The organism is Trinickia sp., assembly GCF_051953405.1.
Lineage (GTDB): Bacteria > Pseudomonadota > Gammaproteobacteria > Burkholderiales > Burkholderiaceae > Trinickia.
Genome location: NZ_JBQCIV010000022.1, coordinates 29,767 through 43,655, shown reverse-complemented (window position 1 = coordinate 43,655; position 13,889 = coordinate 29,767). Strand labels below are relative to the sequence as shown.

Below are 13,889 nucleotides of genomic sequence, written 5' to 3'. Positions count from 1 at the left end.
GTTGGTTTTGATGCTTGCGGCTTGCGCAAGCCAAGGACCGACAGCGCCCCCAGCCTCCGACGCTTCCAATCCGACTACCGCCACCGATACTGTCCGTATCACCGCCGCCAAGCAAACGATCGACGTCGACAAAAGTTCGGTCGACCAGCTGACGACGGCCGACAGCGATCTGTGGGCGCGCATTCGCCGCGGTTTCCAAATTCCCGATCTGCATAACGACTTGGTGGACATGCAGGCCAATTGGTACGCGCAGCGTCCCGATTACGTCCAGCGCATGACGGAGCGTTCGCAGAAGTATTTGTATTACATCGTCGAGGAACTCGAGTCTCGGCATATGCCGACCGAGCTGGCGTTGCTGCCGTTCATCGAATCGGCCTACAACCCGCAGGCGCTGTCCGTCGCGAAGGCGGCCGGCATGTGGCAATTCGTGCCGGGCACGGGCCGCACCTATAACCTCAAACAGAACATGTGGCAGGACGAGCGGCGCGACGTGCTGGCCTCGACGGGCGCCGCGCTCGATTACCTCTCGCGGCTGCACGACATGTTCGGCGATTGGTATCTGGCGCTTGCCGCCTATAACTGGGGCGAGGGCAACGTCCAACGCGCGATCGCACGCAACCAGGCGGCCGGCCTGCCGACCGACTACGAAAGCTTGCGTATGCCGAACGAGACGCGCAACTACGTGCCGAAGCTGCAAGCCGTCAAGAACATCGTCGTGAATCCGCAGGTCTACGGCCTGACGCTGCCGTCGATCCCGAACCACCCGTATTTCGTCACGGTCACGACGTCGCACGATATCGACGTCGACGTGGCCGCGAAGCTCGCGAACATGACGACGGACGAATTCCGCGCGCTCAATCCGTCGTTCAAGAAGCCGGTCATCGTCGGGGCGACGCAACCGCAGATCCTGCTGCCGTTCGACAACGCGAGCGCCTTCGAGCACAACTTGAAGACGTATGACGGCCAACTGTCGTCGTGGACCACCTATACGGTCACGGAGCGCATGCGCCCGCAAGCGCTCGCCGAGAAAATCGGCGTCGATCCCGATACGCTGATGTCGGTCAACAAGATTCCCGCCGGGATGCGGCTCAAGCCGGGTTCCACGCTCGTCGTCCCGCGCGGCGACGACGATGACGAAGACATCAGCGCCGACGTCGCCGAAAGCGCCGTCCTCGCGATGGAGCCCGACGTTCCCGATACGCGCAAGATGCTGATCCGCGTGCGCCGCAAGCAATCGATGGCGGCCATCGCCGCGCGTTACGGCGTGTCGCTCGGCCAGCTCAAGGCCTGGAACAAGACGCATCGCGCGGAAGCGATGGCAGGGCAGGTGATCGTGCTGCACGTTCCCGTCGGCAAGGCGATGCCCGCCGAGCCGGGCCCCCAAAAGATCGCCACCGCCATTCCCGAAGGGGCGCGCGTCGAGCGCGTCGATGCCCGGGCCGCCGAAGCGAAGCCCAAGTTGCGCAACGGGAAGGTCGTGAAGGGCCACGGCCGCGTAAGCGGTGCAAAAACTTCCAGCGCCAAAATCGTCGCTCACGCCGGCAAGGCGGCGAAACCCACGAAGGCCGCCTCTGCATCGAAGCAGGGCGACAAGGACAAGACGCCGAAGGTCGCGTCGAACCGCGAAAAGGCTAAGAGCAAGTCTTAAGGACGTGGGGGTTGGCGAGGTGTAGCATCGTCTCTGTGCCCGCGCCCGGTCGCGCGCGGTGCGCACCGCACCGCGTCGAGACGACTTCGGATTGTCGGGAAGGGGTATTTCCGGCTATACTTCGAAAGTTTGCACTATCCAACCCGCACCCTAGCGCCTACCTCCTCCATACCGTTCATCCGCCGCGCGCCGTCGTCGCGAGCCATGCCTTCGAGCGCATCCGTTCAACGGATCCCAGTCTCGCGCATCGCTGCCTTCGTCGCCGTTGCGTGCGAACTTGCGCCGTCCCGCCGCTATCGCTTAGTCGACTGCGCGCGGCGATAGCCGCCCAAGTTCGCGTGGTCGGATAAACAGGTCGGCAACAGGGTGTTCCTGAAGGAGCTTCCCCGTGTTGCCGTCTTTTCCTCCCGCTCTGCTTGCACTCGCCGACGGCACGATTTTTCGCGGCTATGCCATCGGCGCGGCTGGTCATACCATCGGCGAAGTCGTGTTCAATACCGCGATCACCGGCTATCAAGAGATCCTGACCGATCCGAGCTATGCCCGTCAGATCGTGACGCTGACGTACCCCCATATCGGCAATGTCGGCGTGAACGCCGAAGATGTCGAATCGACGAAGGTGCATGCGGCCGGCTTGATCGTGCGCGATCTGCCCGCGCGCGCCTCGAACTTCCGCATGGAGCGCACGCTCGGCGAGTACCTGCAAGCCGAAAACGTCGTGGCAATCGCCGGGATCGATACGCGCCGCCTCACGCGCATCTTGCGCGATAAGGGCGCGCAAAACGGCTGCATCCTCGCGGGCAGCACCGACGAAGCGAAGGCGATCGAACTCGCCCGCTCGTTCCCGGGGCTGGCCGGCATGGACCTCGCGAAGGTCGTCAGCACCGCCAAGCCGTATGAATGGACCCAGACGGAATGGCGCCTCGGTACGGGCTTCGGGGCGCAGCGCGCGCCGAAATACCGCGTCGTCGCGTTCGACTTCGGCGTCAAATACAACATCTTGCGCATGCTGGCCGAACGCGGCTGCCACGTCACGGTGCTGCCCGCCCAAGCCAGCGCGGCGGAAGCGCTCGCGTTGAACCCGGACGGCATCTTCCTTTCGAACGGTCCCGGCGACCCGGAACCGTGCGATTACGCCATCGCCGCCACCAAGGCGTTCATCGAGCGCGGGATTCCCACGTTCGGCATCTGCCTCGGCCACCAGATCATGGGCCTGGCCGTGGGCGGCAAGACGGTCAAGATGAAGACGGGCCACCACGGCGCGAACCATCCGGTCAAGGATTTGGCCGACGGTCGTGTCGTCATCACGTCGCAGAACCACGGGTTCGCCGTCGATGCGAGCACGCTGCCCGCCAATGCGCGCGTCACGCACATCTCGCTGTTCGACGGCACGCTGCAAGGCTTCGAGCTGACGGACAAACCGGCCTTCTGCTTCCAGGGCCACCCCGAAGCATCGCCGGGGCCGCACGACATCGGCTACCTGTTCGATCGCTTCACGGCGTTGATGGACGCCAAACGCGGCAGCGCAGCCGCGTAATTGAAGCGCCGCGGCGCCCGCGTGCGCCGCCGCCCATCGAAGACATCAGAAAGACATTAGCGAGAGCGTTATGCCGAAGCGGACAGACATCAAGAGCATTCTCATCATCGGCGCCGGGCCGATCATCATCGGCCAGGCCTGCGAGTTCGACTACTCGGGCGCGCAAGCGTGCAAGGCGCTGCGCGAAGAGGGCTATAAGGTCATCCTCGTCAACAGCAATCCGGCGACGATCATGACCGACCCGAATACGGCCGACGTCACCTATATCGAGCCGATCACGTGGGAAGTCGTCGAACGCATCATCGAAAAGGAACGCCCCGACGCGATCCTGCCGACGATGGGCGGCCAAACCGCGCTCAATTGCGCGCTCGACCTGCATCACCACGGCGTGCTCGAGAAGTACAAGGTGGAACTGATCGGCGCGTCGCCCGAAGCGATCGACAAGGCCGAGGATCGCCAGAAGTTCAAGGACGCGATGACGAAGATCGGGCTCGGTTCGGCGAAATCGGGCACCGCGCATTCGATGGAAGAGGCGTTCAAGGTCCACGCCGACATCACGCAGGAAACGGGCGGCCCGGGCTACCCCGTCGTGATCCGTCCGTCGTTCACGCTGGGCGGCTCCGGTGGCGGCATCGCCTACAACAAGCAAGAGTTCGAAGAGATCTGCCGTCGCGGGCTCGACCTCTCGCCCACGCGCGAACTGCTGATCGAAGAATCGCTGCTCGGCTGGAAGGAATACGAGATGGAAGTCGTGCGCGATCGCGCCGATAACTGCATCATCGTCTGCTCGATCGAAAACCTCGATCCGATGGGTATCCATACGGGCGATTCGATCACCGTCGCGCCGGCGCAAACGCTGACGGACAAGGAATACCAACTGCTGCGTAACGCCTCGCTCGCCGTGCTGCGCGAGATCGGCGTCGATACGGGCGGCTCGAACGTGCAGTTCGCGATCAACCCGCGCGACGGGCGCATCATCGTCATCGAAATGAATCCGCGCGTGTCGCGTTCGTCGGCGCTGGCGTCGAAGGCAACGGGCTTTCCGATCGCGAAGGTCGCGGCCAAGCTGGCCTGCGGCTATACGCTCGACGAACTCAGGAACGAAATCACGGGTGGCCAGACGCCGGCATCGTTCGAGCCGACGATCGACTACGTCGTCACCAAGATTCCGCGTTTCGCGTTCGAAAAATTCCGCGAAGCCGATTCGCGTCTGACGACGCAGATGAAATCGGTGGGTGAAGTGATGGCGATTGGCCGCACGTTCCAAGAGTCGTTCCAAAAGGCACTGCGCGGCCTGGAAGTCGGCGTCGATGGGCTCGACGAAAAGACGCTCGATCGCGACGAGGTCGTGCGCGAGATCGGCGAAGCGGGGCCGGAGCGTATTTGGTATGTGGGCGATGCGTTCCGCCTGGGTATGTCGCTGGACGAAGTGTTCGAGGAAACGGCGATCGATCCGTGGTTCCTTGCGCAGATCGAACAGATCGTGAACACGGAAAAGGCCTTGGCCGGCCGCACGCTGCAAAGCCTCTCGAAGGATGAGCTGCTGTTCCTGAAGCGCGGCGGTTTCTCCGACCGTCGCTTGGCCAAGCTGCTCGGCGCAAGCGCGGCCGATGTGCGCGCTCGCCGAATCGAGCTGAACGTGCGTCCCGTTTATAAGCGCGTCGATACCTGCGCGGCCGAGTTCGCCACGAAAACCGCCTATATGTATTCGACGTACGAAGAGGAGTGCGAAGCGCAGCCTACTTCGAACAAGAAGATCATGGTGCTCGGCGGCGGGCCGAACCGGATCGGGCAGGGTATCGAATTCGACTACTGCTGCGTGCACGCGGCGCTGGCGATGCGCGAGGACGGCTATGAGACGATCATGGTCAACTGCAATCCGGAAACCGTCTCGACCGATTACGACACGTCCGATCGTCTGTACTTCGAACCGCTGACGCTCGAAGATGTGCTCGAGATCGTCGACAAGGAAAAGCCGCTCGGCGTGATCGTTCAATACGGCGGCCAAACGCCGTTGAAGCTCGCGCTCGATCTCGAAGCGAACGGTGTGCCGATCGTCGGCACCTCGCCCGACATGATCGATGCGGCGGAAGACCGCGAACGCTTCCAGAAGCTGCTGCAGGACCTCGGCTTGCGTCAGCCGCCGAACCGCACGGCGCGCGCGGAGAACGAAGCCCTCGCGCTGGCCGACGAAATCGGTTATCCGCTCGTCGTGCGTCCCTCGTATGTGCTGGGCGGGCGCGCGATGGAGATCGTGCACGAGCCGCGCGACTTGGAGCGCTACATGCGCGAGGCCGTGAAGGTGTCGAACGATTCGCCGGTGCTGCTCGACCGCTTCCTGAACGATGCGATCGAGTGCGACGTCGATTGCATCTCCGACGGCAAGGCCGTGTTCATCGGCGGCGTGATGGAGCACATCGAGCAAGCGGGCGTGCACTCGGGCGATTCGGCGTGCTCGCTGCCGCCTTACTCGCTCTCGAAAGCCACCGTGGCCGAGCTGAAGCGCCAAACGGCAGCCATGGCGAAGGCCTTGAACGTGGTCGGCCTCATGAACGTGCAGTTTGCGATCCAGCAGGTGCGCGACGGCGGCGGCAAGGTGGAAGACATCATCTACGTGCTGGAAGTGAATCCGCGCGCGTCGCGTACGGTGCCGTACGTCTCGAAGGCCACCGGGTTGCCGCTTGCGAAGATCGCGGCGCGGGCGATGGTGGGCCAGTTGCTGAGCGAGCAGCAGGTGACACACGAAGTGGAGCCGCCGTACTTCAGCGTCAAGGAAGCCGTGTTCCCGTTCGTCAAGTTCCCGAGCGTCGATCCGGTGCTCGGGCCCGAGATGCGTTCGACGGGCGAGGTCATGGGCGTGGGCGAAACCTTCGGCGAAGCCCTATTCAAGTCGCAGCTCGCGGCCGGGTCGCGCCTGCCCGAATCGGGCACCGTGCTGTTGACCGTCATGGACGCCGACAAGCCGAAGGCCGTGGAAGTGGCGGCAATGCTGCACGAACTCGGCTATCCGATCGTGGCGACGAAGGGTACCGCCGCGGCCATCGCCGCAGCCGGCGTGCCGGTCAAGGTCGTGAACAAGGTGAAGGACGGCCGTCCGCACATCGTCGACATGATCAAGAACGGCGAGATCGCGCTGGTCTTCACGACGGTGGACGAGACGCGTGCGGCGATCGCCGATTCGCGTTCGATTCGCATGAGTGCCCAAGCGAACAAGGTGACGTACTACACGACGATGTCGGGCGCGCGCGCGGCAGTGGAGGGCCTGCGTTACCTGAAGAACTTGGAAGTCTATGATTTACAAGGGCTTCATGCTCGCCTAAACTAATCGTTCGATTACAGATACACGCTGGGGTCGAATCACGCCCCACCATGCCGCGGTTAAGCGGCGTCCTGTCGAAGCCGTATGCGAGGCGGGATGCACTTAACCGCGGTGCTTTTTTATTGCCGTTTTTTGCTTACTGGTCTGTCTATGAGCACGATTCCCTTGACGAAGCGGGGCGCCGATCAACTGCGCGACGAACTTCAGCGCTTAAAATCGGTCGAGCGTCCGTCCGTCATCAATTCGATCGCCGAGGCGCGGGCCCAGGGCGATTTGTCGGAAAACGCCGAGTATGACGCCGCGAAGGAAAAGCAAGGCTTCATCGAAGGCCGTATTGCCGAAATCGAATCGAAGCTGGCTGCCGCGCAAGTGATCGATCCCTCTGCCCTCGATGCGGAAGGCCGCGTGGTGTTCGCGGCGACCGTGGATCTCGAAGATCTCGATTCGGGCAGCAAAGTGACGTATCAAATCGTCGGCGACGACGAAGCCGATCTCGACCACGGCCTGATTTCGGTCAGCTCCCCGATCGCCCGTGCGTTGATCGGTAAGTTCGAAGGCGACGTGGCGGCGGTGCAGGCGCCCGGTGGCGTGCGCGAATACGAAATCATTTCGGTGCGTTACGTCTGACATCGAAATCGCGCCTCCCGTGTCTTCCGCTCCCCACCGCGTATTCCGGCTGCTCGTCCTGATTTGGGTCGGCAGCGCGCTGACGATCGGTTACGTGGTCGCCCCCACGCTCTTTACGATGCTCGAGCCCTCGATGGCCGGCAATCTCGCGGCGCGGCTCTTCCGGATCGAGGCATTCGTCGGGGTGGTGTGCGGCATTTTGTCGCTCGCCCTCGGCAATAGGCTGGTGCGGGGCGGCGCGTCCGACTATCGTCGGCTGCGCTGGCTCGTGGTGGGCATGTTGCTGTGCGTACTCATCGGCTACTTCGCGTTGCAACCGTTCATGGACGCGCTGCGCGAAGCGGCGCGCGCTGCCGGGCTCGATTTGGCGCATTCGCCGTATGCCGCGCGCTTCGGATTGCTGCACGGCGTCGCCACGGTGTTCTATGTTGCCGAGACCTTGCTCGGCTTGGTGCTGGCGTGGATGCTGCCGACGCAAATCCGCCCACGCGACGCGGGGCCGACCGGCATGGCGGTTTGATTCGGCATGCGCCGCGATGGGCGGCGCGCCGTGGCTTACTTCACCGTTTGATGCTGACGCTTGGCGCTCGATTGGCGCTTTTTCGCGCGCTTGACCGAGCCGCCTGCCGTCACGCGTTCGTTACCGAGGACACGCACTTTTTGCGCCTTCGGCCGGCGCAGGGTATCGGATTGCGACTGCTTGACGACCTTGACGACGCGCGGTGCGGCGCCGCGCTTGGCCTGATCGGCCGCCGCTTCGCGAGCCGTCGGCAGGGCGGCTTTGCCGCGTGTGCCCGTGCTCTTGGTGCCGGTGCTTTTGGCGGCGGCGGTTTTGGCGGCCGGCGCGGCTTCAGGCTTCCAAATGACGAGCAGCTTGCCGATATGCTGAATGGGCGCGGCACCGAGCGTGTCGCAGATCGTGTCGTAGATGGCGACACGTTCGTCGCGCTCGTCGCCGAATACGCGAATCTTGATGAGTTCGTGGGCGGCGAGGTGGACTTTGATTTCGGCCAGCACGGCGTCGGTCAGCCCTTCGGCTCCGATCAGGACGACCGGTTTGAGCGCGTGGGCTTGGGAGCGCAAGTCGGCGCGCTGAGCAGGAGAGACTTTGAGGGCGGGCATAGGACGAAGAACGACTCGACTAAAATAGGGACGGCCGGGCGGTGGATGCAGGGCCGGATCCGGCCGAAGTTTGGGCCGAAAACCGGCCGAATGCGAACCTCGATCCGGGCGGCCGAGCCGCGAGCCGGCGAGGCGCGAACGGCGCGTCGGTAAAACGCGTATTATCCGCTAAAAGTGCGGCCAGACGTAGCAATAGATTCCTTTTCGATGGCAAAAAACCGCTTCAACCAATCGTGGCTGCACGATCACATCAACGATCCTTACGTCAAGCTTGCACAGCGCGAGGGATATCGCGCGCGCGCTGCGTATAAGCTCAAGGAAATCGACGAGCAGGACAAGCTCATTCGTCCCGGGCAGGTCATTGTCGATCTCGGTTCGGCGCCGGGCAGCTGGAGCCAGTACGCGCGCAACAAGCTCGCCCAAGGCTCGCGCCGCGACGCAGCCCGGGAGGGCGGGATCGACGGCACAATCATCGCGCTCGATATTTTGCCGATGGAACCGATCGCCGACGTTCATTTCATTCAGGGCGACTTCCGGGAAGACAGCGTGCTCGCGCAGTTGGAGGAGGTCGTCGGCGAACGGCGGGTGGACCTTGTAATTTCGGATATGGCGCCCAATCTGTCCGGCGTGGCTGTGGCCGATGCCGCGCGGATCGAACATATTTGCGATCTCGCACTCGAATTCTCACAAGCGCATCTGAAACCGGAGGGCGCCTTGCTGGTGAAGTGCTTCCACGGCAGCGGCTACAGTCAGATCGTCGAGAAATTCAAGCGACAGTTCAAAACGGTCGCGGCGCGCAAGCCCAAGGCGTCGCGGGACAAATCTTCCGAAACGTTCATTTTGGGCAAGTTTTTGAAACGGCCTGCGTAAGAGTCCGCATCTGGGGCTCCGATTCGGGCCGCGATCGACCGTGGTTCGACCCCGGCCGCGGCGCATGCAGCGCCGGCGGCCCGCCTGGACACGCTATGTTTGCGGTAGCGAAACGTTATGGCAGGGGCTTGCCGACTGGATTAGAATGCTTTGGTGGTGCCGCAAGGTAAATGTAGGCGCCCGTCTATGAGGAAGGAGTGGGCTTTGAACAACAATATGTTTTCGAAGGCAGCAGTGTGGCTGGTGATCGCACTGGTGCTGTTTACGGTGTTCAAGCAGTTCGACAAGCCCCGTGTCCAGGAAGGTGTTTCGTACTCGCAGTTCATGGACGACGCCAAGGTGGGCAAGATCAAGAGCGTCGTGGTGCAGGGACGAAACCTGACGGTCACTCCCGCAGACGGTCAAAAATATCAGATCGTATCGCCGGGCGATATCTGGATGGTCGGCGATTTGATGAAGTACGGCGTGCAAGTGAGCGGCAAGGCCGATGAGGAGCCGAGCGCGCTGATGTCCGCGTTGTACTACCTCGGGCCGACGGTGCTCATCATCGCGTTCTGGTTCTACATGATGAGGCAGATGCAGGGCGGCGGCAAAGGCGGCGCCTTTTCGTTCGGCAAATCGCGTGCTCGCCTGATCGACGAGAACAACAACGCCATCAATTTCACCGATGTCGCCGGTTGCGACGAAGCGAAGGAAGAAGTCTCCGAACTCGTCGATTTCCTGCGCGATCCGCAAAAGTTCCAGAAGCTCGGCGGGCGTATCCCGCGTGGCGTGCTGCTCGTCGGCCCGCCGGGAACCGGTAAGACGCTGCTCGCGCGTGCCATTGCGGGCGAAGCGAAGGTGCCGTTCTTCAGCATTTCGGGTTCCGATTTCGTCGAAATGTTCGTCGGTGTCGGTGCGGCGCGTGTGCGCGACATGTTCGAGCAGGCGAAAAAGCATGCGCCTTGCATCGTATTCATCGACGAAATCGATGCGGTCGGCCGTCATCGCGGCGCCGGCATGGGCGGCGGCAACGACGAGCGCGAGCAAACGCTCAATCAGATGCTGGTGGAGATGGACGGTTTCGAGGCGAACTCGGGCGTGATCGTCATTGCCGCCACGAACCGTTCCGACGTGCTCGACAAAGCGCTCTTGCGCCCGGGCCGTTTCGACCGCCAAGTTTATGTCGGCCTGCCCGATATCCGCGGCCGCGAACAGATCCTGAAGGTGCATCTGCGTAAGGTGCCGATCGCGAACGATGTCGACGCATCGGTCATCGCGCGCGGGACGCCGGGCTTTTCGGGCGCCGATCTCGCGAACCTCGTCAACGAGGCGGCGCTGTTCGCCGCTCGCCGCGGCAAGCGCATCGTCGAGATGCAGGATTTCGAAGACGCAAAGGACAAGATTTTCATGGGTCCGGAGCGCAAGTCCGCAGTCATCCGCGAGGACGCGAAGCGCGCCACGGCTTATCACGAGGCCGGGCACGCGGTGGTCGCGAAACTGTTGCCGAAGGCCGATCCCGTGCACAAGGTCACGATCATTCCGCGCGGTCGCGCGCTAGGCGTGACGTGGCAGTTGCCCGAGCACGACAACGAAACGTATTCGAAGGATTATTTGCTCGATCGGCTCGCCATCCTGTTCGGCGGCCGTGTGGCGGAGGAACTGTTCCTGAACCTCGTGAGCACGGGCGCGTCGGACGATTTCAACAAGGCGACGCAAACGGCGCGTGCGATGGTGGCCCGGTTCGGCATGACCGACGCCCTTGGGCCCATGGTCTACGTCGATGACGAAAACGACGCCTCGCCGTTCGGTCGCGGTTTCACGCGTACCATCTCGGAAGCGACGCAACAGAAGGTCGATGCCGAAATCCGTCGCTTGCTCGACGAGCAATACACGCTGGCGCGCCGTCTGCTCGACGAACACCGCGACAAGGTCGAGGCCATGACGGCTGCGTTGATGGAGTGGGAAACGATCGACGCCGACCAGATCAACGACATCATGGAAGGGCGCCCGCCGCGCTCGCCCAAGAACGCTCCGGCAACCGACGTATCGTCGGGCGGCGGCGGCAACTCCGGGGCGGAAGTGCGGCCCGGCAGCGCGACGGCACCGGCGTGACGGTGCGCGGATAGACACAGATGGGCCGGTGCGTTTCCCGCACCGGCCTGTTTTTTTGCTTTGGCGGTTTTCGCTAATCGGGCGTCACCGTTTCGTGTTTCGTGTTTCATCTTCCGTTCTTCGCTGTCCCGTGTCCTCTTATCACTCGTCTAATCCCTCGCGCACGGCCGTGCCGGAACCGCTTGTTTGCGGGCGTTTTACGTTGACCTTCGAGCGTCCGCTCGTGATGGGCATTCTCAATGTCACGCCCGATTCGTTTTCCGACGGCGGACGCTATATCGCACGCGACGACGCCCTGCGGCAAGTCGAGCGCATGGTGGCCGATGGCGTCGACATCATCGATATCGGCGGCGAATCGACGCGCCCCGGCGCCCCCCCGGTGCCGTTGGAGCAGGAACTCGAGCGCGTCGTCCCGATCGTCGAAGCACTCGCCGATGCCGGTGTGCCCTTGTCGATCGATACGTACAAGCCGGAAGTGATGCGCGCGGCGCTGGCCGCGGGGGCCGATCTCATCAACGATATCTGGGGCTTTCGGCGCCCCGGCGCGTTGGACGCGGTGCGCGACAGCCATTGCGGGCTGTGCGTCATGCATATGCTCGGCGAACCGCAGACGATGCAGCGCGTCGAGATCGATTATGAAGACGTCGTGGCCGACGTACGGGCGTTCTTGCAAGCGCAGGTCCAGGCGCTGACGCAGGCCGGTATCGCGCGCGCGCGGATCAGCGTCGATCCCGGATTCGGCTTCGGCAAGGCCACGCGCGAGCATAATTTCGCCTTGCTCGCGCGCTTGCGGGAGACGGCGCCCGTTGTGGGGGCCGGCGAGGCGCCTTTCCCGATCCTGGCCGGCATGTCGCGCAAGTCGATGCTCGGCGCGGTGACGGGGCGAAAGGCGGCGGCCGAGCGCGTGGCCGCCAGTGTGGCGGCGGCGGTATGCGCGGTGGAGCGGGGGGCCGCTATCGTGCGCGTGCACGACGTGGCCGAGACCGTCGATGCGCTGAAAGTCTGGGCGGCCGTTCGGGAAGCCGAAAACGCCGCGCGGCAGTGAAGCACGCGGCCGTCGAGCCGCAATCAATCATTCAATACGTTCGAAGCAGGGGATAGGAGCATGGCACGTCGTTATTTCGGCACGGATGGCGTTCGGGGCAAAGTAGGCGAAGCGCCGATCACGCCCGATTTCGTATTGCGGCTCGGTTATGCGGCCGGCAAAGTGCTCGCGGAAGCGGATCGATGGGCCAAGGCCGGAACGCGGCCCACGGTGCTGATCGGCAAAGACACGCGCGTGTCCGGCTACATGCTCGAAGCGGCCCTCGAATCGGGCTTTTCCGCCGCGGGCGTCGACGTCATGCTGGCGGGCCCGATGCCGACGCCGGGCGTCGCTTATCTCACCCGCGCGCTGCGCTTGGCGGCCGGCGTCGTTATCAGCGCGTCGCACAATCCGTACTACGACAACGGCATCAAGTTCTTCAGCGCGGACGGCAACAAGCTGCCGGACGAAGTCGAGTTGCGCATCGAAGAGCATCTCGAAGAACCGCTCGTGTGTGCGGCATCGGAGCAGCTCGGCAAGGCGCGTCGGCTGGACGACGCCGCGGGCCGGTACATCGAATTTTGCAAGAGCACGTTTCCGGCGGCATTCGATCTGCACGGGCTCAAGCTCGTCGTCGATTGCGCCCACGGCGCGGCCTACGATATCGCGCCGCATGTCTTCCACGAACTCGGTGCCGATGTCGTGCCGATCGGCGTTGCGCCGAACGGCTTCAACATCAACGACGGCGTCGGTGCGACGGCGCCGGACGCCTTGATCCGCGCGGTCCGCGCGAATCGGGCCGATCTCGGGATCGCGCTCGACGGCGACGCCGATCGCCTGCAAATCGTCGATTCGTCGGGACGCCTGTTCAACGGCGACGAGTTGCTCTATGTACTCGTGAAAGACCGCATGGCGACCGATGGCCGCGTGCCCGGCGCGGTCGGCACCTTGATGACGAACATGGCCGTCGAAGTTGCGCTGGCGCGCGAGGGCGTGCCGTTTGTCCGGGCCGCCGTCGGCGATCGTTACGTGCTCGAACAACTGCGCGAGCGTGGCTGGCAACTCGGTGCCGAGGGCTCGGGGCATATCTTGTCGCTCGATCGGCACACGACGGGCGACGGCATCGTCTCGGCACTGCTCGTGCTTGCCGCCATCAAGCGCAGCGGCCGTACGCTGGCCGAGTTGCTGGACGGCGTGACGCTCTTCCCGCAACAGCTCATCAACGTGCGCATGCGCGCCGGCGCCGATTGGAAGGGCAGCGACGCGATCAAGCAGGCGGTGGCCGATGCCGAACGCTCGCTTGACGGCAGCGGCCGCGTGCTGATTCGCGCGTCGGGCACCGAACCGGTGCTGCGCGTGATGGTGGAGGCCAGCCAACGCGAGGCGGCCGTGCGCCATGCCCAAGACATCGCGCGTGCGGTAGAGCAGGCAACTTCTTAATCGATCTCCGGAAAAAGCGCTGCACGGGCAGCGCTTTTCTCCTACGGCTAGATCGGCGGCGCAAGGGGCGCCGTGTTCCTATCTTCCCCTAATTCCTCGCATCTGATGCTATCTGCGTCACATTCCTTTCATGAAGTAAGGTTCCTGTCACATGACCTTCATCGATCGTCATATTACTGTCACAGTTGCGACCTAATCTTCGCGGTGT

General features: G+C 63.4%; 10 protein-coding genes. 9 read left to right on the top strand and 1 reads right to left on the bottom strand.

Annotation, left to right across the window (positions count from 1 at the left end; translation table 11 throughout):
- Position 1 precedes the first annotated feature (1 nt).
- From ACTHN9_RS04355 to ACTHN9_RS04335, 5 genes are all read left to right on the top strand, one after another.
- On the top strand, positions 2-1,648 hold the full coding sequence (locus ACTHN9_RS04355; protein ID WP_440535522.1) for a transglycosylase SLT domain-containing protein: 1,647 nt from the start codon (positions 2-4) through the stop codon (positions 1,646-1,648).
- 388 nt (positions 1,649-2,036) lie between these two features.
- Positions 2,037-3,185: a glutamine-hydrolyzing carbamoyl-phosphate synthase small subunit gene (gene carA, locus ACTHN9_RS04350; RefSeq protein ID WP_440535521.1), complete on the top strand. Its 1,149-nt coding sequence runs from the start codon at positions 2,037-2,039 to the stop codon at positions 3,183-3,185.
- A 70-nt stretch (positions 3,186-3,255) separates the two neighbouring features.
- A complete protein-coding gene (gene carB, locus ACTHN9_RS04345; protein ID WP_440535520.1) occupies positions 3,256-6,510 on the top strand; it encodes a carbamoyl-phosphate synthase large subunit in 3,255 nt (1,084 codons plus the stop codon).
- Positions 6,511-6,654: 144 nt separating this feature from the next.
- Entirely contained in the window at positions 6,655-7,131 is a 477-nt protein-coding gene (gene greA / locus ACTHN9_RS04340; protein WP_440535519.1) for a transcription elongation factor GreA, read from the top strand.
- Between the two features lie 19 nt (positions 7,132-7,150).
- Positions 7,151-7,651, top strand: a complete 501-nt coding sequence (locus ACTHN9_RS04335; protein WP_440535518.1) for a DUF4149 domain-containing protein — start codon at positions 7,151-7,153, stop codon at positions 7,649-7,651.
- 35 nt (positions 7,652-7,686) lie between these two features.
- On the opposite strand, the gene ACTHN9_RS04330 is transcribed toward ACTHN9_RS04335, so the two are convergent.
- Positions 7,687-8,253, bottom strand: a complete 567-nt coding sequence (locus ACTHN9_RS04330) for a YhbY family RNA-binding protein (protein ID WP_440535517.1) — start codon at positions 8,251-8,253, stop codon at positions 7,687-7,689.
- A 207-nt stretch (positions 8,254-8,460) separates the two neighbouring features.
- On the opposite strand from ACTHN9_RS04330, the gene ACTHN9_RS04325 reads away from it, so the two are divergent.
- From ACTHN9_RS04325 to glmM, 4 genes are all read left to right on the top strand, one after another.
- The gene (locus ACTHN9_RS04325; RefSeq protein ID WP_440535516.1) at positions 8,461-9,123 is read left to right on the top strand and encodes an RlmE family RNA methyltransferase; all 663 of its coding nucleotides are present in this window, start codon (positions 8,461-8,463) and stop codon (positions 9,121-9,123) included.
- A gap of 204 nt (positions 9,124-9,327) precedes the next feature.
- Entirely contained in the window at positions 9,328-11,217 is a 1,890-nt protein-coding gene (ftsH, locus tag ACTHN9_RS04320) for an ATP-dependent zinc metalloprotease FtsH (protein ID WP_440535515.1), read from the top strand.
- A 130-nt stretch (positions 11,218-11,347) separates the two neighbouring features.
- Entirely contained in the window at positions 11,348-12,262 is a 915-nt protein-coding gene (gene folP, locus ACTHN9_RS04315; protein WP_440535514.1) for a dihydropteroate synthase, read from the top strand.
- A 60-nt stretch (positions 12,263-12,322) separates the two neighbouring features.
- Entirely contained in the window at positions 12,323-13,681 is a 1,359-nt protein-coding gene (gene glmM / locus ACTHN9_RS04310) for a phosphoglucosamine mutase (RefSeq protein ID WP_440535513.1), read from the top strand.
- Positions 13,682-13,889 lie beyond the last annotated feature (208 nt).